A 20,754-nucleotide genomic window follows, 5' to 3' on the forward strand; every position below is an offset into this window, starting at 1 on the left:
CCGGTCCGGCGCTCAGGTGGCCGGGAAGAACCAGAGGATGTCGCTCAGGCCGTTGGCGTTCGGCACGACGATGTCGTCCCGCCCGTCCCCAGTGAAGTCATCCACTACGGGCACGCCGGGAACACCGGGCGTGGCCAGGGTGGCCGGGGTTTGGAAGGGGCCATCCTCGTTGCCGAGGATCACCAGCACGCCGTAGTAGCCGCCGCCGAACGCGAGATCCGCGCGACCGTCGCCATCGAAGTCGCCGGCGGCGGCGGTCCGCTCACCTTGCCCGAACGCGAGGGTGCGCTCCTCGGTGAAGGTGCCGTCGCCGTTGCCTGCTAGGTAAAGGGCGTCGCCCCACTCGGATCCTGGTACGAGTGCGTCGACCCGACCGTCGGTGTTGAAATCGGCCAACACGGCTGGGCTGCGGGGAGTCGGTAGTTCGTGCCACACCCCGGGCGCGAAGGTGCCGTCGCCCGCGTTTAACCAGGACACCACCCGGCCATAGCCGCCGCCGGTCGCCACCAGGTCGGTGTGGCCGTCCCCGTTGAGATCGGTCCCGGCCAGCCCGTCGTTGGCGGTCGGCTCGGCCGCTAGGGTCACCCCCGATGTGAACCGGCCCCGTCCGTCATTGCGCAGCACCTGGACCTGTTCTCGCCCGGCGAGGGTCAGCGCCAGGTCGACGTCCCGGTCACGGTCGAGGTCGGCCGGGACCAGGTTTCGGGGGATGCTGTTCGGGGCCAGGTCGATCACCCGGGGCACCCGGAACCGGCCGTCGCCTCGACCGAGAGCGACCACCACCTGATCGAGCCCGATGTCGACGATCGTGGCGACCAGGTCCCGCCGGCCGTCACCGTTAACGTCGGCGAGCGCGACCGACCGGGGCGCGCCGCCGAGGGCCACCACGGTCCTGGTCCGGAACCCGGTCGCCCCTTGACTGAACAGGATCGAGACCCGGTCCGCGTCCGGGTGCGCGACCGCCAGATCGGACCGCGCGTCGCCGTCGAGGTCACCGGTGGCCATGGCGCCCGGGACAGCGCCCGTCGCGACGTCGAGCGGCGGGCCGAAGTTGGCAGGCCCGGCGGTGGCGGCGCTCGGGGTGACCACCGTCAGCAGGGCGACGGCCAGAGCCGGCACGCCGAGGGTACGAATTCGCATACGTGATCCTTCCGTGTAGACCCGGACCCGGCCGTCCCCAGCCTGGGCAGGGGCCAAGCCTCGCGTGCGGTGGGATAAGACCGGGTTAAGCCTGTGCTAACGCCTCGAAAGGAGGGCAGCCTGGCTCGGACGGAGTCCCCGCCCAGCGCGCGTCTTGTATGGAGCGGCTGACGGCGACCGAAACCTCACTGTCAGCTTGGAAACCGCGTTGGACACTGACAGCCGCGGGCCGTGGCGCTCGCCGCGTGCGACCAGCTGAGCGGCGGGGTGCGCGCCCTGGCGTCGGCACGAGCGGCCCATCTCAGGCCCCTTGACGGCTTTCCACAGGGGCGCCGTCGACCTCGTCGGTGGCGGCCCTGACGGCGTCGTCGACACGCTCAACCTGTATCACCACCGGGCTCCAGATGGCCGTTGTGGATCGTCACCGCGTCCGGTGATCGGCTCGAATCAGGCCGCTACGCCCGTCGTCCATCGTCACGGTGACTACGGAGGCCGCGCCCGTGCGCGTCGCGGGGGCGACCACCCAAACCACGTCTTTGGGCTGAGTCACCAACACCGAGATCGCCCCCTGCTGGGGGAACCGGATCCACCACCAAGATCACTGACGCGAACTCCCGGGTCACCGAAACGACCTACGACCCACTCGGGCGGATCTCCCAGCTGTGGGAACCCACCTGGAAACGCACGGAGCACGGGCAGCAGCCCAACATCCGCTACACGTAAACCTTCTCCGAGAACCGGTCGCAATACCCATGCGTGCTGACCGAGATACTCAACCGCTCCGGGAACTACATCCCCACCTACCAGATCTACGACTCTTTGCTGCGGCTGCGGCTGCGGCTGCGGCAGACCCAGACCATCTCTGTGCAGCGGCCGGTCGTGGGCGGCCCCGGGTTCCAGCGCCGCCTGATCGCTCCCTCGGCGGAGGTTGCCGCTGCGGACAGGACGGTCGTCTCCGACCATGACAGCGCATCGGCAGCCGGGCGTGTGGGCGATACTGTCCACGACCGACACCTAAATGTGCCTTGCGCCAGGGCCGGACCTGGCTGACGGGAGGACGGTGACGAGGTGCCCGAGCGGGCGGCAGCGGGAACGAGGTTTTCCCTGCTCGGTCAGATCGAGGTACGCCTCAACGATCAGCTGACCGAGGTGGGTCATTCACGACGACGGACGGTCCTTGTGGCACTCCTGGTCGACGCGAACCGACCGGTCTCCACCGACCAGCTCGTCGACCGGGTGTGGGGGGAACATCCTCCGCAGCGGGCGCTCGGCACCCTCTATGGGTACGTGTCCCGTCTGCGGAAGGCTCTGAGCGCCGCGACCGATGTCGACATCCGGCATGACACTGACGGTTACGTCCTCGCCGTCGACGACGAATCAATCGACATGCGGCGCTTCGAGCACCTTGCGGCCGCGGTGGCCGCGATGCGCGACGACGAGCGGGCGCTCGCGTTGTGCGGGCAGGCACTCGCCTTGTGGCGGGGAGAAGCACTCGCCGGCCTCGACGCACCGTGGGCGACCACCATCCGGGAGAACCTGCATCGGCAGCGTCGGACGGTCGAGCTGCAACGGAACGATCTTGCATTAAGCTTCGGTCGGCACAACGAGATGCTGCCCGAGCTCGCCGCCGCGACGACGGCACATCCTCTCGATGAACGCCTCGCCGGGCAGTACCTGCTCGCGCTGCACCGCGGCGGCCGGCAGGCGGAGGCGTTGCAGCACTATCACCAGTTTCGGCAGCGACTCGCGCGAGAGTTCGGTGTCGATCCGGGCGCGGCGCTCCAAGAGCGGTTCCAGCGCATTCTGATCGCCGATCCCAGCCTGGAGCCGGTCCTGTCGCCACTGGACGAGGTGCACCACGGAGGGGAGCCTCAAGAGCAGGTTGCGGCGAATCACCCACACGTCACCGTGTCACGTTCATCGACGCTGTCCTCGGCCAGCCCTGCGAGCCCGCAAATCGGCTGGTGCACGCTGCCGCGAGACTCGGCAACCTTCCTTGGCCGACAGCGGGAGATCGGACTTGTGGCCGAGGCAGGCTCACCCGCGGGGAGCGCGGTCGCCGTCTACGCGATCGACGGCATGCCTGGTGTGGGCAAGACAGCTCTGGCGGTCCGAATCGGTCACCAGATGGCCGGTCAATTTCCCGACGGGCAATTGTTCATCGACCTGCACGCGCACACCGCCGGCCAGGAACCGGTCACCCCGATGGAGGCGTTGGCCGCGTTGCTGGCCGCGGACGGTGTAGCCGCGCAAAACCTGCCGCCCGGACTGGACGAACGGGCGGCCCTCTGGAGAGCCCGGATGGCCGGGCGGAGGACGTTGCTCGTCCTGGACAATGCCTTGGACACCGACCAGGTCCGCCACCTGTTGCCCGGCAGCGCGGGGAGCCTGGTGCTGGTCACCAGCCGGCGCCGGCTGGCCGACCTCGACGCGACGCCGATCCAGTTGGACACGCTGCCGGCTGCTGACGCGGCGGAGATGTTCAACCGGCTTGCCCCGCGTGGCCGCAACGAACCCGACGCCGTGGCGCGGCTGGTCGATATGTGTGGGCACCTGCCGCTGGCAATCTCTCTACTGGCTTCGGTGTTCATCAAGCATTCGTCCTGGCGCGTCGATCAGCTGATCGAGGAGACCCGGACCAGGATGATCTCCGTACGGGCTGAGATGCGAACCGTCGCTGCCGCGTTCGACCTCTCCTATCAACACCTACCCGCGCGTCTGCGACGGTTCTTTCGCCGGTTGGGCGCGTATCCGGGCGTCGACATCGCCCCGTACACCGCCGCGGCGCTCGACGACACCACTGTCGACCAGGCCACCGAACAGCTCGACGCGCTCTGCCACGACCACCTACTGACCGAATCGTCGTACCGACGGTTCCAGATGCACGACATGATCCGCGAGTACGCGCACACGCTCGCTGACGGCGATGCTGACACGGAGGTGGCGCTTGACCGCGTCTACGGCTATCTGGCCCGGGTCGCGACCCGGGCCGACCGGCGAATCAGCCGGTATCCTCGGCCGACTGTTCGTTTGACCGGCCCGACCGGTTGTGCCCCTCTGTCCTCGGACCCGGCACTGGCCAGTACGGACGAGGCCCTGGCATGGCTACGGACCGAACGAGCCAGTCTCCTGGCGCTGCTACGTCATGCGGACCGCCGCGCACAGTCCGAACGAGTTATCCCGCTGGCCGTCGGGCTGGCCTCCGTGTTGCGCATCGACGGGCCGTGGCGGACGGCCCAGTTCGTGAGCTCGGCGGCCGTCGTGGCCGCCCGCCGGTTGGATGAGCCGCAGGCGTTAGCCAATGCCCTCCTGGACCGGGGATTTGCCGAACAGCTCCGCGACGACTATCCCGCCTCGACGAAATCCCTGAAAGAGGCGCTGACCCACTACCGCCGCATCGGCGACCGGCTCGGCGAGACCAACGCCTACCTCCATCTCGGCGAGGTGGCGGATCTAACCGCCGATCATTCTCTGGCCCTGGAATTGCTGGAGCAGGCCTGTTCCCGCTACCGGAAGCTCGGCGACGGCCTAGGGGTTGCGGCGGCCCTGTGCACCCTAGGCGGCCTGCGCAACACGCTGGGCGACTACGCGCGCGCGGCCGACGCGCTCAAGCAGGCCCTGTGGGGCTACCGGGAACTGGGGAACCAGCTCGGCGAAACGTCCGCACTCGTCAACCTCGGCCCGGTACTGGAGCAGGCCGGTGACCTGCCCGGTGCCGCCGCAGCGCTGCACCGAGCCCTCGCCATCACCCAACGGACCGGCAGCAGGCTGGGCGAAGCGGGCGTACTCCACAATCTCGGTCCCATCCTGCAGCGGCAGGGCGACCTGGCCGGCGCTGCCGCGGTGCTCTCCCGCTGTGTGCAGATGCACCGGGAGCTCGGGGACGAGCGCGGACAGGGGAACGCCCTGAACTATCTGGCCAGCGTGCAATGCGACAGGGGTAACCTCGCCGCCGCCCGAGAGCTGCTGGACACGTCGCTGCCGATGCTGCGTCGAATCGGCGACAGGGTCGGCGAGGCGGAGGCGCTGAACCAGCTCGGCACGCTGCACCGGCTGACCGGAGATCCGCAGACCGGGGCCGAGTTCCACGAGCAGGCCCTCCTGATCGCAGGCCGCACACACAGCCGCTGGTACGAGGCACACAGTCTGGCCGGCCTGGGCCGCTGCGCCCTCGCTGTCGGCGACAGCGCCGCGGCGGTCGACCTGCTGGGCCGAGCGTTGGCGACCTTCCAATTGATCGGTGCGGGCGAAGCCGACGCGATCAGCACCGAACTGGCTGCGATGCGCGGACCGACGGGCTCACTACCGCTACCGCAAAACTGCCAATCGGCAACCGGGTCGGAGCCGTGAACCGCCGGCCCGGCCGGCGCGACTGGGTCAGCCCACGATCAAGGCACCCCTCAGAGTATTTGACGGGCAGGACGCCTTGATCGTGGGAGCTGACGCCAAGGTGGTGGGGGTCAGGTCAGCCAGAGAACGTAAACGCTCCCTGAACCCAATTGTTGGGCGTGCCGTTGGTGCCGTTCTGCCGCCAGCCTGTGATGTAAAGCCGCTCGCCGGCTTTTGGGGCCGGGTTGAAGTAGCCGTAGCCGCACGTGGTGTTGGCCCCGTTGGCGTCCTCGGCCCAGGCCGATGCACCGAATGATCCGGAGACTTGGACCCTGACCCGCTGACTATCCGCCTCTTCATCGCAGATTTGCACGTAGGGGTAGCTCCCCCTGCCGTCAACCCAAATGGACATGTACCCGTTACCAAACGAGCCGGTCGGGCTGGCGGCTTGCGCCGGTGTCCCGACGATGGCCAGGGCCGCCGTCATTGCCAGCGTGGCCGAGACCGTCGCGATGAGTCTGCGCATGGTGCTTCCCTCCGTGAAAGTTCGCCGGGCGCTGACCGTGCGCTCCGGCCCATGCGATGACTGTCCGCCGCAACACTTGTACGGACCTTGCGAGTTACTTGAACCCGCAAGCTGGACCGAGTGAGCCACCCTGAGCGTTCAAGCCCTCCATCTTGCGACCGCACAACGCCGCCGTGGACGAGGCGCTTGAAGATGTAGGGATGCCTGCTAGGAGCCGCTCGCTTCGGTGAGGTCGCGGTCGTCGATGAGGGGTTCGTGCGCGATGTCCTTGGAGACGGCTCCTAACCGCTTCGTTGCTCCGTGTCGCCGGGCCTACTTCGTGGCGAGCGCCTCCCGCATCCGGTTGATCTCGGCCCGTTGCTCGACGATGACGTCGCCGGCCATCTCGTTGACCATGACGTCGGCACCGAGTGCCAGAACCTCGTCGGCCATGTTGATAGCGCCCTGGTGATGCTCGGTCATCATGTCGACGAACATCCGGTCGAACTCGGCACCGCCGGCGGCGGTCAGCCGGTTCAGCGCCTCGGCCGACTGCATGCCGGCCATGGCGTGCTGGTGGCCACCGCCGGAGTTCCGGTTCAGGCCGCGGTCCGCAAGCCACGTCTCCATCGTCTTGATCTCCGGCTCCTGGGCGGCCAGGATCCGATCGGCGATGAGCTTGAGGTTCGGATTCTCGCCGCGGTCCGCCACCAGCTTGGCCATCACAAGTGCCTGCTCATGGTGCGGGATCATCATCGTGACGAAGTGGACGTCGGCCTCGTTGTGCGGCTGGCGCGGAATGGGCGACACCTCGTTCGCCTGGGCCGTCTTCGCCGGCTCGCCGGGCCGTCCGGGCATCAGCACCGGCGCGGTGGAGTCCGGTAGCCCTGACAGGTCGAGGGACTCCGGCGCGGCCGTATTCGTCGGCGTTTTCGGATCGCTGTCGGGCCACCAAATGGCCACCGCGGCGCCAGCGGCGAGCACCGCGAGGACCGCGAGTTCTATTAGGACAATGGCCCGCGAGCGCCCGAAAAGGGAACGCATCCGTACACCTAACACAACCTGACTCCCGCCCGTCGTCCCGGAGGCTGGCCGGGATGTTAGCGCGGGCCTGAGCCGTGACGGGAGGGGCCGGCGCCGCGAAATGATCCACTGACCCCCACCTGCGTCGATTTGTTCCGCCGAGACACAGCTCTAGTTGCTATTCCGTTACCGCCAGCAGGGAGATTTGTGACCCCTATCCCAGGTTATCGTCCCGCTACCCAGCTCAGCTCCCTGACGAAGGGTGTCGCTACATGTCCGGATTCACCCCACGAGGGTCACGACGGCTGCGGGCTTTCAGCCTCGCCGCCGCAGGCGCCCTTCTACTCACTGCCGTGGCTGCGTCGCCAGCGAGCGGTGCCGAGAACACCATTCCCGCCGTCGACGAGATCGCCAGCAGCCCCAATCTCCAGCAGATCGCCAACGTACCGAAGGTCGGGTCGTTCAACACCGAGGCGGCGCTCAACTCGGACCTGGCGTTCCAGGGGAACTACGTCTTCTCCGGCAACTACAACGGGTTCACCACGCTCGATGTCAGCAACCCGGCCTCGCCGCAGGTCGTGAGTCAGGTGATCTGCCCCGGCTCGCAGGGCGACCCGTCGGTCTTCGGTGACCTGCTGGTCTTCGCGGTCGACTCGCCGCGCAGCGACGACTCGTGCAACAGCACGAGCGGATCTTCATCCCAGGCGAGCTCCTGGGAGGGCATCCGCATCTTCGACATCAGCGACAAGGCGAACCCGCGGTACATCAAGTCGGTCCGCACCGACTGCGGTTCGCACACGCAGACGCTGGTGCCGAGCAAGGACGGCAAGAGCGTCTACGTCTACATCCAGTCGTACAGCCCGTCGAGCACGGCGTTCTACTGCAAGATCCCGCACGACAAGATCTCAATCGTCAAGGTGCCCTTGGACGACCCGACCAGCGCCGCCGTGGTGGCCACCCCGGTCCTCTTTCCGGGTACGGCCGGCAACACCAACACCAGCGGCTGCCACGACATCACCGCATACCCTGAGCTGGACCTGGCCGCCGGCGCCTGCATGGGCGACGGCGTCCTGATGGACATCTCCGACCGGGAGAACCCGGTGATCGTCAGCCAGGTCCGGGACACGAACTTCGCGTTCTGGCACTCGGCGACCTTCAACAACGCCGGCACCAAGGTCGTCTTCACCGACGAGCTCGGCGGCGGCAGCGGCGCGATCTGCTCCGGCAACCACCGGCCCAACCAGGGCGCCGACGCCATTTACGACATCGTGGGCTCTGGTGCCGACCGCGAACTGGTCTTCCGGAGCTATTTCAAAATCCCGCGACTGAACACCACTCGGGAGAACTGCGTCGCCCACAACGGCTCGCTGATCCCGGCGATGGGCCGCGACATCATGGTCCAGGCGTGGTACCAGGGCGGCGTCTCGGTCTGGGACTTCACCGACTCGGCGAACCCGGTTGAGATCGCCTTCTGGGAGCGTGGCCCGCTCTCGGACACCCGCAACGTCACCGGTGGGGCCTGGTCGACGTACTACCACAATGGATACATCTACTCGAACGACATCCAGAAGGGCTTCGACGTCCTCAAGCTGGACGACCCGCGTACCAACAACGCGCGGGCCGTGGCGTTCGATGAGTTGAACGTGCAGACCCAGCCCAGCTACCCGGCCTGCACCACCATCCTGACCACGCGGCAGAACGGCGGGCTGGACATCACGTCCGGCATCACCTGCCTGGACGGGGCAACCGTCAATGGGAAGACCAAGGTCGCGCCGGGTGCCGGTCTGATCGCCTTCAACTCGAAGCTCAACGGCGGCGTCAGCGCGACCGACGCCTCCGTGGTGTCGATCGTGGAGAGCACGGTCAACGGCTCGGTGGACGCCATCGGCGGCACCGTGCGGGACAGCGAGGTCAACGGATCGGTCAAGACGAGCTGACTCGTTAGGCTCACTGGATAGAAGAAGCTCCGGCCCGGCGGAATTTCGCCGGGCCGGAGGTCTTCCGCCGGCTTGGGCGTCGTCGAAGCCGCGGGACGCGGCTTCGCGCCGGACCCAGGGCCGGAACGCGATGGACGGGTCGGTGGTGCCGGCGGTCGTGGCGGTGGCGCGGGAGCAGGGTCGGCGGGAGGCCCGTCGAGTTGCCCAGGCACTGCGGTAGGGCGACATTCGTCCAAGACGGGCCGGGAGCTCTCCAGGGAGCATGCGTTCCATGAACTCGCTTGCGATGAACGTCGTCCGCGACGGCCCTCGGAAGGCGCCGGTGTTGCTGCTGATCCACGGGTCGGGCTTCTCGGGTGCGTCCTGGGGGGCGGTGGTGCCGGGGTTGGCGGCACGTCAGCACGTCGTCCGGGTCGACCTGGCGGGCGTCTCCGGGGCGTACGACGTGCCCACCGCGGCCGGGCAGGTGGCCGCGGTCCTGGACGGACTGGGCCTGCGCGAAGTTACGGTGGCCGGGCATTCCAGCGGTGGCTACATCGCCACCGCGCTGGCGGAGCAACGCCCCGACCTGGTGCGCTCGCTGGCGCTGATCAGCACCGGCCCGAGCCCGGACGCATTGCTGCCGCAACCGTTGGTGCTCCGGGCGTTGCTGGCGCCGCCGCTCGGTCCGATCCTCTGGGCTCGGCGCTCGGACGCGATGATCCGTCGCGGAATCAGCGCGACCTGTGCCCGTCCGGTGTCGGTGCCGGACGATCTGGTCGCCGCGGTGCGAGGAATCACCTACGGTGCCATGCGTGAGGTGCTGCGCCGGAACACCGATTACATCACCGAACGCAGTGTGCCGGCGCGACTGGCGGCCTTGTCGGTCCCGGCGCTCGTGCTCTTCGGCACCGCGGACCGCCGGTGGAACCCCGCCTCGGCTGCCCAGTACGAGGCGGTCCCGCACACATGCGTCGAGCGCCTGCCGGGTGTCGGGCATATCCCGATGTTGGAAGCGCCCGCGCTGACCACCGAACTGCTGCTCGCCTTCGCCGCCGAGGCGGTCCGGCGCACGTAAAGTGGCTGATGTGTCGGGCACACTCGACTGGACGTCCGTCGAGGTCGCGGTCCCGGACCCGACCCGGAGGCGGCCGGGCGTGAGCATGGCCGGATTCCGTCAGCGGGTGCCGGCCAACGTGGACATCGGCATGGTCGCTCACCCGTCGGTCACCGTGCTCCTCGACTTGGGCGCGGGGTTGGTGGCCGACAACGGACTGCGGGGGAGCATGGTGATCGGGCTTCTGGCGCCCGCACCGCGTCTGGGCGGCTACGGGGTGGGTGCGTGCCTGCAGATCCGGCTGTCCCCGTTGGTCGCGGCTACCGTACTCGGCGCGCCGGCTCCCGGGGCTCTCGTTTCACTTGATTTGTTGTGGGGTGCCGACGCCGGCCGCATCGAGCACCGGCTGCGCACCGCCGCGTCGTGGGACGAGCGCTTCGCGATCGTGACCGAGGTCCTCGGCCGCAGGTTGCCCGACAACGTGCTCGTCGATCCGGAGGTGGCCCACGCTTGGCGGCGTACCCGCGTCAGCCGGGGCCGGGTGCGGGTCGAAGGTCTGGCGCACGAGGTGGGCTGGAGCCGCCAGCGGATGTGGTCCCGGTTTCGGTCTCAGCTGGGGATCACGCCGAAGCGAGCGGCTCAGCTGATCCGCTTCGACCACGCCGCCCATCTCCTGGCCGAGGGTCGATCGCCGGCCGCCGTCGCAGCCGCGAGCGGCTATGTCGACCAGTCGCACCTGCACCGGGAGATCAAAGCCTTCACCGGCGATACTCCCGCCGCCGTGGCCGTGGCACCGTGGCTCGCGATCGACGACGTGGCCTGGCCACCGTGATCTCCCTCCGCGCGTCCAAGCCTGCGGGAGACGGTCAACACGCCTTCGACACCGGAGTCGAGCTACGGCCGTAGCCCGAGTCGTTCCGCTACGGCCATGGACGGTCCGGGACGTCTATCGACTGGAACGTCCGTGGGTTCTGCGACCCGAAGCTGTCGTCGCACTTCCCGATAGAACGCGATGTGGGCGTCCCGGAGCCGGTCGATCGGTGGCTGGTCGTCGTATTGGTCGGCGTACGGATCTTCGCCCTTCTCCGACTCGACCCTAAGGGCGTACGCGTGGCGAAGTATCTCGCGAGCTGCTAGCTGAACCGGACCGCTGCCGACGATCCGAACGTGCTTGGTCGCGACCCTCAGGCGTTGATGCTCTTCGTCCAAGCGCTCGGCGACCTCCGTGGCCCCGTGGCCGGACGCGACTTGCCCGGCGAGATGCTGGGACCTTCGGGATGCAGCGATGAGCTCGTTGGCTGCGTCGTATAACGCGGCTTCCCTCGCGGCGCCTCGCGGGAGTGCTGGTATACCGTTTCTTTGCTGGCATTCAACCGTACACGATGGACTCTCCATATCCTGCAATATATGTCCACACATCAATGCCTGTCGCACTGTTGACAGCTTGTTGTGTTCATGAAATAGATCGCGATTGGATGTCCTTGTCGAACGATCGACGATCCAGAGACGCATCGCTGAAACGGGGGATGATGTGAACTTCCGAACGAAGATCGCCAGCAGGGCATCTGCTGCCATGGCCATAGCCATGGCAGTGCTACTGGCGCCGACGCCGGCGACGGCCGGGAGCGGGAAGAATCGCGGTTGTCAAGGACCGTCGGCCGAACTGGTCTACGTGTACTACTCTCCGAGCAACAGCAACACGGTCGCGACCTGGAAGAGAAACTGCAGCGACATCTATTCGCTCAACTCCCAGGGCCGCTATCTTCATTCCGGCGGGTGGTCTGGATACATCACGTTCTCGACCGGGGAAACCGACTATTTCTGTGACGGTTGGTCCAACATCCCGCTCTATCGGCAACGAGTGGTCGAAATAGAAATGGCGTCGAGCAGGATTTGGGAGTGCGGGGGCTAGTCGCGCGGGGTTCAGGCGGCGTCCGTCGTTGACGGATCGCCGCCTTCGCCGCCGCTGTGACCCCGTCCACCCCATCGAGCGCCCGCCGACTTCGAAAGAGGTGCGTTCGAAGTCGGCTGTCGAACCTCGCCGCGGGTTTCCCGAGCGACTCGACAGCGTCGCAGGTCATCCAGGTCACGACGCCATGCGGAGCCTAGCGTTCGTGGGTACGCAGCCAGGCGGCGTAGTCGGCTACGCCCGCGTCGAGCGGGTAGGCGGGTGTGAAGCCGGTGTCGGCGCGCAGCCGTTCGACATCGAGTGCCGCCGTCGGCGCCGTGGGTTGGCCCTCGGTCAGTCGCGGGGCCGCGCCGGGCACGACCCGCGCGATCGCCGCCGCCACTTCGCGGTTGGTGGTAAGCCTGCCACTGCCCACGTTGTACGTGCGGTGCCGCAACCCGGCGCCGGTTGCCAGCAGCGCCAACGCGCGGCCGGCATCCTTGGCGTAGAGCATGTCCACGGCGTCGTCGGCGCGCAAGCCGACCGGTGCTGGCCCACTTCGGACCGCGGAGTGCACGAGTTGCGGCGCGGCGAAGAACGGCGATGGCGATCGGCCCAGCGGCCCCCAGATCGCGCCGATACGAGCCCCGACCAGCGGCAGCCCGTCCTGCGCGGCCACGACATCGGCGATCACCTCGGCCATCTTCTTGGCCGCGGGGATCGCGTGCGGACTCGCCACCGGCAGCGGCAGATCCTCCCGGAAGGCACCGCCCAGCACACCGGCGTATACACCAATCGTGCTTGCCAGCAGGATCCGCTCCACTTTCCACTCGCGCGCCGCCCGCAGCACGGTGAACAGCGCCAGCGTGTCGGCCCACAGCTTGTCGAGTGCTGAACCGGCACCGAGCCCCGCGGCGGCGAGGTGGACGACGCCGGTGATCCGATGGTGTTCGCCGACCGCGCGCAGGCTGTCAAAGTCAGTGCAGTCGACCCGGGCGACCGGGGCGGGCGGGTCCGGCGGCCCCGCCCGGCGCTGACCGAGCAGCACGTCGGCGCCTAGGTCGCGCAGCGCCGCGCCCGTATGCGAGCCGATGAAACCCAGACCGCCGGTAACCAGAATCATCTCGATCTTCTCCCCAACGCAGGTGGTCGTTAGCCGGCTAACGAATACCATAACCGTCAGATCGTTAGCCGGCAAACAACCGCTAAGCTGAAGCGGTGACCGACGTGATCCGGCTGCTCACCCGCGCCCAGAAGCTGTTGCGCACGGCCACGGACGACGCGATGCGCCCACACGGCGTGCGGATCGGTCAGAACCTGGTGCTCGAGGTGCTCTGGCAAGACGACGGCCTGACTCCGGGCGAACTGGCGGCCCGGATGGGCGTGACCACACCGACGGTAGTCAACACCGCCGCCCGGATGGAGGCAGCGGGCCTGCTCGACCGCCGCCCCGACCCACGCGACGGCCGCCTCGTCCGCCTCTACCTCACGCCCTTGGCCCAAGCGGCCCAGCAGCCGATCGACGACGCCCGCCGAGGGATCGCCGACCACGCGCTGGCCACCCTCACCCCGACCGAGCTACGCCACCTCACCCGCGCGCTGGAAAAGATCGTCCAACAAATGGAGCCCCACTAAGCAGTGGGCGATGCCCGCACCACGACGTCAACCGTCCCACCCTTCCAGCCTGACCGAGGGGGTTCGCGTGGGTGGTCAACGGGCGCGGCGTCAAGCCTCGACCCGGATCTCGTCGGTGTGTGCGGCGAGAGCGGGCCGGAGCACGCCAGTCGAGCACCGCGCCGGCGTGATGGACCGCCGGCTACACGCAACCGTCCAGGGTGGACCGGGGTCGCAACACGCAGCTGAGGTGGTTACGGCTTCGGGTTGCGGGCGCGCGACATTGGCGTACCACTCCCAAGTTCCAAGCCGATCGCCAGGCGGCCGACAGCAGCAATCCCAGCAGCGGGGCGGCGATTCGGCCGAGGCGGAGAAGCTGCGGATTACCGCACAGCACCGCGGTCGCCACCACGAGCGCCACCAGACCCAGCATCGGGGTAAGGAAAGGAAGGTCCGTGGTCCGCAGCGCAGAGACCCGGCTCACCGTTCGAGGCCAACGGCGCGAACATCGCCACTGTCATCGCGATGAATCCGGCACCGGCGATGATGGGCGGCAGCGGTGAGGTCAGCTTGCTGGGCGATGCGGCCATCACGGCCGCGCCGGGCGCGGCAGCTGTCGTGACGTAAGGCGGCGGGGCTGCGCGGGCACCGGCTGCGACGATCCCTTGGCGCCGGCGGGTTGGCTCGGCGGCACCGGAGGACGAGTGTCCTCGTGGTCTGGAGCCGTCACGCCTGCCGTACTGCAGTCGACGGGCTCAGCCCAACCTAGCGTGGTGTCGAGGACCGCACCACCGCCGTGTCCAGCTCGGCCCGGCCGGTATTTCGGGCCGCCGAGATGGTTGGCGCCCGAATCGGGGGATAACCAGCAGGAAAAGGGGGTGGCACCATGGGAGAGGCACGCGAACTACTGGACCGTATGACCGTTGCGGCCATGGGAGCTCATGATGTGGACGCGACAGCGGCCCTGTACGCGGACGATGCGGTCGTCGTGACTCCGGACGCGGGCGAGGTCAAGGGACGCCAGCAGATCGGGGATTACTGGCGTCAGTTCATCGATGGTTTCCCGGACGGCAGTTGGGAGTCGACCAGCAAGGTCGAGTCGGGCAACAAGGCGGTCGACGAGGGCTTCTTCGTCGGTACGAACACCGGGTCGATGCGGGGGCCGACAGGCGCGACCGTGGAACCGACCGGGAAGCACGTCAAAATCCGTGGCGCCGACATCGCGACCGTGAAGAACGGGAAGATCACGGAGCATCATCTCTACTTCGACGAGCTGGATTTCCAGCGTCAGCTGGGGCTGGCCCCGAGCTGAGCGATCTCGACAACGCGGCTCCGCGGCCCCGGCTGGACGACGACGCTTACGTCGCGCTGCTGGCAACGGTCGCGCAGGTGGCCCGGTGTGACCCGCTGGGGCCACGACCGCCGCACGGAGTGGGTGCTGGTCCGCCGCACGACCGACGGCCAACGCGGGCTCGTCGCGATCATTCACGGCTCGCGTCCGTACGGTTTGCGGGCCGACGGGCTCGACCTGCACACGGGCCGACCCGTCAAGCCGACCGACGCGCTCCCTCCGGGTACTGCGCTGATGCTCAGAAAGAGCGGCCGCGGCACCCGATGAGTGCCGCGGCCGCTAGGACTAACCGATGGGCAGGACGGCCCGGCCCTTGTTGAAGTTCTTGCCGCTGCCGTCCGGAACGTAGTTCTTCTCCACGTTGCCGGCGGCGTCTACCGAGAACCAGTTGATCCTGGTCCCGACGGGCAGGTTCAGGATCTCGCCGCCCTCGCGGATACCTGCGGAACCGTACAACGTGGACGCGTAGGTCGGCGTCCCATTGTCCAATGTGTAGAAGACGGCGGCCGGCTCGGTCACGTCGAACTGGACGTTGACCATGCCCTCAGTCGCGGTCGGGGTCACCGACAATGTGCTCTCTGGACGCTGGTGATCGGTGGAGTAGTCACGGGCGACCCGCAGCAGCTCGACCAGGCCGTTGGAAAACTCCATCGTCTCCTCGTGCGCCGAGGCCCACGTGGGCTGGAACGACGTGCCCACCTCGAAGTTCCAGGCGTAGATGCCGTACTTGTACCAGAGCATGTCGCCCGAGTTGCCCGCCGCCGAGTAGAGCACGTCGGAGATCGGGCCGGTCCGGGCCGGCGTCACCGCCATGTTGCGGTGGCGCTTGATCGCCGTGAGGATCCGGGACGAGGCACCCCAGAAGAACGACTCCTCGGCCAGCGTCGGCCGCGGCGCCGAGATCCGGCCCGGGGTGGCGTACGCGCCCGGCGACCACATGAAGTAGTTGCCGGACGAGTGCAGGTTCATCGAGAACTTGATGTTCGGGCGGGACGCCAGCCAGTCGATGTTCTTGTTCTCCGGCTCGGAGAGCTCGCTGGGACCGGCGAACGTGTCGCTCGTGCAGCTCGCGGACGCGCCCGAGTAGCCGTCGAAGAGGCTGTACTCGGTGTAGTTGCGGTTGTTGTCCACGCCCCAGGAGTTGCGCGCGAGGGCATCCGCGGATCCGGTCAGCGGGCAGTGGTTGGTCATGTTGCGCCGCTGCGAGTTGAAGTCGTAGAAGGAGTAGTGACCGCCGTCCGGGTTGACCGACGGGGCGATCCAGATGTCCAGGTTGTTCAGCAGTTGCTTGGTCCTGCCGTCGTGCGCGTAGTTGCGCAGCAGCCGCTCCGCGGTCTCGATGGTGACCAGCGGCGGCACCCACTCCCGGGCGTGCTCCTGGGCGTAGGCCAGCACACCGGTCTTCGAGCCGTCCCGGGTCTTGCCGATCCGGATCGCGTAGACCGGCTGCGGATCCCGGGAGACGCTGGCCGGCGCCCGTAGCCCGTCGGTCAGCGGCGTCCGGGCGGCGGTGGCCACCACACCGGCACCGGTGTTGCCCCGATACGTGTACGCCACGATCAGGGAGCCGGCGCTGGCGTTGAGGGCCGCGACGACCTGCGCGGCGGTGCTGGTCACGGCGCCGCCGGCGTCGGTCGCCAGGCTCACCGTGATGTCGTTGCCGGTCACGCTGACCGACAGCGGCTGGTCAGCGGCGCCCGGGCTGGCCAGCTCGACGGTGATGTCGTTGCCGCCCTCGTGACCCCAGGCACGCGAGTCGACGGCAACCCGGCTGGCGTTCGCGGTGCCGAGCACGGCCTGCGCCTTGCGACGGTAGCCGTTGGTCTTGTTCGGCAGCTCGACGATCTCGGCAAGCTCCGGGAACTCGGCGGCGAGCGCCTTGATCCGGTTGTAGAGCTCGGTCGGGGTCAGGTAGCTGGTGACGAAGTCCTTCTGGTATCCCGGACCCTCCGGCGACTCCTCCGGGATCGGCAGCCACTCCTTGACCTGGACGTCGGCTACGTCCCCGGTCGGGCTGGTGATCTGGATCCGGTCCGGGCGGGTGGTGATCGTCGAGGCGCCCCGGTGGTAGAGGTAGACCCCGGCGTCCACGAACCGCGAGATGCTCTGCGAGCCGCCGGAGCCCATCGCCGTGCCCGGCCCGCTGTCTCGCTGCACGGTCAGCGCGCTGGTCGACGTCTGGCCCTGGGCCCACTTCGCCTCGACCGACAGGACCTGGTTGGTCCCCGACGTGTAGTAGTCGGCGCGAATGATCTTGATGTCCTTGGTGGTCGGGTCGTCGACCAGCTCGGCCGTGAATGCCTTGTTGTCGGCGACGTGCGCGGCGATCGTCGCCTCGCGCTCGCCCACCCGGTCCGCGGAGTCCGCCGGGTCGAACAGGACGTTTCCGACCGCGTACCCGCCGGCCTCGAGACCCGAGACCTCGTTGGGTGTGACGACGGCATGCAGCACGATGCCGTTCTCGGTCTGTTCGACGTGGTGGTCGAGGTCGACGCCGGTGGCGACGAGACGGTCCATCTCCGCGGTGCCGGAGACCCTCACCTCGACGACGCTCGCCTCCTCGCCGGGAAGACGCTCGAGGACGACGGGAGCGGGGGTTTCGTCGGTCGGTGAACCCGCGCCGGGCGCGGCGGTCGCCGGACCGACGACGAGAAGCACGGCTGAGACGGCGGCGAGGGTGGCAACGGGTAGCCGCCGTCTCCACCGCCGATCGAGGGTGTGGGGCATCGGGGTGTGCCCTTTCTGTCCGAGTGAAGGCCTACGTTCGGGACACACGGCAATGCATCGACGCCGATTCGCTGCTGCCGGTCGGCCCATCCTGAGCGAATGACTCGATCAGAAGGGCCAATCGGGAATCGATTGGCAACATGCGAACCTATCCGCGTTTCGATGTGACGTTTCTGGCCCGCACGACGCTGTCAATCGGTGGCCGCAGTCAGGCCGGCCACGCCGAGGCCGCCGATGAACAACACGGTCTCCCGGGCCAGGCGCACGTTAGGTGTCGGACTACCGGGACGCGGTGGCCATTCCCACGTCGAGCGGTGCGTCCCGTAGTTCGCGCCGCGAGCCGATCGCGAGCTTGGCGAAGACCTTGCGCAGGTGCCACTCGACGGTGCGGGGGCTGATGAACAGTTCGGCGCCGATCTCCTGGTTGGTGCGGCCGTCGCGGGCCAGCGAGGCGATCACGGTCTCCTGTGGCGTCAGGTCGAGGGTGGTGTCCGGGGTGCGCTTGCGGGTCGTCTCGCCCGTAGCCAGCAACTCGTTGCGCGCCCGCTCGCCGAACGCTGCCGCGCCCATGTGCATGAACAGGTCGTGGGCGTGCCGCAGTTGGTCGCGTGCGTCGGCCCGGCGGTCGTTGCGGCGCAGCCATTCCCCGTAGACCAGGTGCGCCCGGGCCAGATGTGCGTTCATGTGGCACTCCGCGAGCCGGTCGATGGCCGTGCGGTAGAGCTCGTCGGCCTCCGGACCTCGGCTCAGCAGCGCCCTGGCCCGGGCTTCGGTGCCCAGCGCCCACAGGGTGCCGCTCGCCCGCGTCCGCATCGTCAGCTCCCGCAGCGCCGCCTCGCCGATCTCCCACTGCTCCAGCCGGGCGGCCGCCTCCACGAGTTCGGGCAGCGCCCACGACTTGGCCACGAGCTGGTCGCCGGCGGTGGCGCGCCTGGCGGCCGCCAGCGCCGTGGCGTATCGGCCGAGCCCGTTGTCGAGCACCGCCGCGGCGTACTCGGTCAGGACCAGCGCGCTGCCCTCCCCGCGGGGAAAAGCGTCCTGGACACCGTCCTCGCTGAGCTTCGCGGTGCGCGGCTGGTCGCCGCGCCAGGCCGCCAGGATGATCGGGGTGTACGGCGGCGGCACCATCCGGATGGCGGCGTTGAGGGCCGCGCCCTCCTCGGTCAGCGCGGCGGCCGTGACGAAGTCCCCGGCCTGGAGATGGAAGTCCGCCAGGTAGTCCAGCGCCATCGGGAGCAGGCTCAAGGTGCCGGATTCGCGGGCGGCCCGAACATGTCGTTGCAGCAGGTCCAGCCCCGCGGTTCCGTCCCACAGCTCCGCCGCGACCAGGGAGGAGATCAGACAGGTCAGCGCGTCGTCCTCGTGGTCCCGGTTGGCGTCCAGCGCCTGCCGCAGTTTCGGCGCCGCGGCCGGGTAGCCGTGCATGAACTGCGTCGACAGGCCCTCGAGCAGAAGGTCCACCGGATCGTGCGTGCCGGGGTCGGCCGGGGCCGACCGGGCCGCCTCGGCAACCGTCCGCATCCCGTGCTCGGGCTCCAGCTGCCCGGCGCCGGCGAACACCGCCGCCAGCAACGCCTCCAGGTAGGTCTCCCGGGCCAGGGGACCGTCGAGCGGAGTCAGTTGACGCGCCGCGTCGAGCAGCAGCACCGGCGCCTCGGTGCCGCGGCTGCGGGCGAACACCAGCTGCGCGCGCAGGCGCACGACGCGCGCCAGTTGCAGGTTGTCCAACTCGGCCATCTCCGCGGTGGCGAGCAGCTCGTCGGCCGCGCCGGGGGCGCCGGAGGCCAGTGCGGCCTGCGCCGCGGCGACGGCGCGCCGCCCGCGCGCGGACGCGTCCGGGGTCAGCTCGGTGGCCCGGCGCAGGAACGCCGCGGCGGCCGCGGCACCGCCGCGGGCCTGGGCCCGTGCGGCGGAGCGCTCCAGCTCGGCGGCCAACGACTCGTCCGGCGCGGCCGCCGCGGCCGCCAGGTGCCACGCGCGCCGGTCCGGGTCGGTCCGCGGGTCCAACACCTCCGCCAGCGCGTGGTGCGCCAGTTGGAGCTCGGGACGCCCGACGGCCCGGCGTACGGCCGAACGCACCAGCGGGTGGGCGAACCGGACCCGGGTGTCCAGCATGATCAGTCCGGCGGCCTCGGCGGGCGTCGCGGCGTCCGTGTCGAGGCCGCACACCACCGCGGCCCGCCACAGCACGGTCGGGTCACCGACGGACTCAACCGCCGCCAGCACCAGGAACTGCTGGGTCTGGCGCGGCAGGGCGCGCACCCGCCGCACGTAGGTGTCCTCGATCCGCGCGGTCCGGCTCTCCAGCCGCCGCGGGCCGAACCACACGCCCAGCTCCGTCGAGGTGAGCTCGGCCGGCAGCTCGAGCAGGGCGAGGGGATTGCCACGGGCCTCGGCGAGGATCCGCTCCCGCACGCGTTCGTCGAGCAGCGTCGGCGCCGCCGAGGCCAGCAACGCGCGTGCGTCGTGGTCCGCTAGTCCGGTCACCGCCAGCTCCGGCAACCCGAGCAGCTCGTGCTCGCCGCTCGGCTCCAGCTCGGCGAAGACCAGCGCGATCGGGTCCTCGCGCAGGCGTCGCGCGACGAACGCCAGCGCCTGGACCGAGGCGCGGTCGAGCCACTGGACGTCGTCGACCACGCAGACGACCGGCTGGGCGCCGGTCGTCTCCGAGAGCAGCGTCAGGACCGCCAGACCGACGAGGAACCGTTCCGGGGCGGTCCCTTGCTGGAGCCCGAACGCCACACCCAGCGCCTCCCGCTGCGGGGCCGGCAGGGCGTCCAGCCGATCGAGCATCGACACACAGAACTGGTGCAGCCCCGCGTAGGCGAGTTCCATCTCGGACTGCACACCCGTAACCCGGATGATCCGCGCCTCGGTTGCCCGATCGCCCAGATAGTCGAGAAGCGCCGTTTTGCCCTCGCCCGCCTCTCCGCGCAACACCAGCACCGCGTGCCGGCCGGCGCGTACCTCGTCGAGGAGCTGATCGAGCGCCGCACACTCGGCGGCACGTCCGTAAAGCCCATGTCCCGGATTCATCCGGACATCTCCCTGGGACCCGCTAGCGGTTAGGCCCCTTTGAGAATAATCCTCCGGATCTTTCAGTGCGGACGTACGCGTCAAGCCGACAGCGTGCGGCTCAGGGCGCGGAACTCGGCCACCAGGCGGTCGCCGCTGGACGCTGCGCACCACACCACTACCACGGGC

At 68.9% G+C, this 20,754-nt stretch carries 13 protein-coding genes and 1 pseudogene; 8 read left to right on the forward strand and 6 right to left on the reverse strand.

Going from position 1 to position 20,754, the window contains the following annotated elements; all coding sequences use genetic code 11:
- Positions 1-12: 12 nt before the first annotated feature.
- Positions 13-1,140: a VCBS repeat-containing protein gene (locus AB0J88_RS20060; RefSeq protein ID WP_364353072.1), complete on the reverse strand. Its 1,128-nt coding sequence runs from the start codon at positions 1,138-1,140 to the stop codon at positions 13-15.
- Between the two features lie 1,068 nt (positions 1,141-2,208).
- On the opposite strand from AB0J88_RS20060, the gene AB0J88_RS20065 reads away from it, so the two are divergent.
- Positions 2,209-5,490, forward strand: a complete 3,282-nt coding sequence (locus AB0J88_RS20065) for a BTAD domain-containing putative transcriptional regulator (protein ID WP_364353075.1) — start codon at positions 2,209-2,211, stop codon at positions 5,488-5,490.
- 115 nt (positions 5,491-5,605) lie between these two features.
- Here AB0J88_RS20065 and AB0J88_RS20070 read toward each other — a convergent pair whose 3' ends face one another.
- Both AB0J88_RS20070 and AB0J88_RS20075 read right to left on the reverse strand, forming a co-directional pair.
- Positions 5,606-5,995: a hypothetical protein gene (locus AB0J88_RS20070; protein WP_364353078.1), complete on the reverse strand. Its 390-nt coding sequence runs from the start codon at positions 5,993-5,995 to the stop codon at positions 5,606-5,608.
- A gap of 312 nt (positions 5,996-6,307) precedes the next feature.
- A complete protein-coding gene (locus AB0J88_RS20075) occupies positions 6,308-6,958 on the reverse strand; it encodes a DUF305 domain-containing protein (protein WP_364353081.1) in 651 nt (216 codons plus the stop codon).
- A gap of 311 nt (positions 6,959-7,269) precedes the next feature.
- On the opposite strand from AB0J88_RS20075, the pseudogene AB0J88_RS20080 reads away from it, so the two are divergent.
- The 4 genes and pseudogenes from AB0J88_RS20080 to AB0J88_RS20095 form a co-directional block, all read left to right on the forward strand.
- Positions 7,270-8,652: pseudogene (locus AB0J88_RS20080) on the forward strand (hypothetical protein); the annotation flags it as partial.
- Positions 8,653-9,205: 553 nt separating this feature from the next.
- Positions 9,206-9,991, forward strand: coding sequence for an alpha/beta hydrolase (locus AB0J88_RS20085; RefSeq protein ID WP_364353084.1), 786 nt, complete (start codon positions 9,206-9,208; stop codon positions 9,989-9,991).
- A gap of 10 nt (positions 9,992-10,001) precedes the next feature.
- Positions 10,002-10,802 carry a helix-turn-helix domain-containing protein gene (locus AB0J88_RS20090; protein WP_364353087.1) on the forward strand — a complete coding sequence of 267 codons (801 nt, stop codon included), beginning with the start codon at positions 10,002-10,004 and terminating at the stop codon, positions 10,800-10,802.
- Positions 10,803-11,441: 639 nt separating this feature from the next.
- Positions 11,442-11,882 carry a hypothetical protein gene (locus AB0J88_RS20095; RefSeq protein WP_364353090.1) on the forward strand — a complete coding sequence of 147 codons (441 nt, stop codon included), beginning with the start codon at positions 11,442-11,444 and terminating at the stop codon, positions 11,880-11,882.
- Positions 11,883-12,075: 193 nt separating this feature from the next.
- On the opposite strand, the gene AB0J88_RS20100 is transcribed toward AB0J88_RS20095, so the two are convergent.
- Positions 12,076-12,981: an NAD(P)-dependent oxidoreductase gene (locus tag AB0J88_RS20100; protein WP_364353093.1), complete on the reverse strand. Its 906-nt coding sequence runs from the start codon at positions 12,979-12,981 to the stop codon at positions 12,076-12,078.
- 95 nt (positions 12,982-13,076) lie between these two features.
- On the opposite strand from AB0J88_RS20100, the gene AB0J88_RS20105 reads away from it, so the two are divergent.
- From AB0J88_RS20105 to AB0J88_RS20115, 3 genes are all read left to right on the forward strand, one after another.
- Positions 13,077-13,493, forward strand: coding sequence for a MarR family transcriptional regulator (locus tag AB0J88_RS20105; RefSeq protein ID WP_364353096.1), 417 nt, complete (start codon positions 13,077-13,079; stop codon positions 13,491-13,493).
- Between the two features lie 865 nt (positions 13,494-14,358).
- Entirely contained in the window at positions 14,359-14,784 is a 426-nt protein-coding gene (locus tag AB0J88_RS20110) for a nuclear transport factor 2 family protein (protein ID WP_364353099.1), read from the forward strand.
- Positions 14,785-14,871: 87 nt separating this feature from the next.
- Positions 14,872-15,090: a hypothetical protein gene (locus AB0J88_RS20115; protein ID WP_364353102.1), complete on the forward strand. Its 219-nt coding sequence runs from the start codon at positions 14,872-14,874 to the stop codon at positions 15,088-15,090.
- An 18-nt stretch (positions 15,091-15,108) separates the two neighbouring features.
- Here AB0J88_RS20115 and AB0J88_RS20120 read toward each other — a convergent pair whose 3' ends face one another.
- Both AB0J88_RS20120 and AB0J88_RS20125 read right to left on the reverse strand, forming a co-directional pair.
- Positions 15,109-17,481 carry a M14 family metallopeptidase gene (locus tag AB0J88_RS20120; RefSeq protein WP_364353105.1) on the reverse strand — a complete coding sequence of 791 codons (2,373 nt, stop codon included), beginning with the start codon at positions 17,479-17,481 and terminating at the stop codon, positions 15,109-15,111.
- 348 nt (positions 17,482-17,829) lie between these two features.
- Complete coding sequence (locus AB0J88_RS20125; RefSeq protein WP_364353108.1) at positions 17,830-20,586, reverse strand: AAA family ATPase; 2,757 nt, start codon at positions 20,584-20,586, stop codon at positions 17,830-17,832.
- Positions 20,587-20,754: the final 168 nt, after the last annotated feature.

Origin of the sequence: Asanoa sp. NPDC049475, from assembly GCF_040676915.1 — a bacterium.
Lineage (GTDB): Bacteria > Actinomycetota > Actinomycetes > Mycobacteriales > Micromonosporaceae > Asanoa.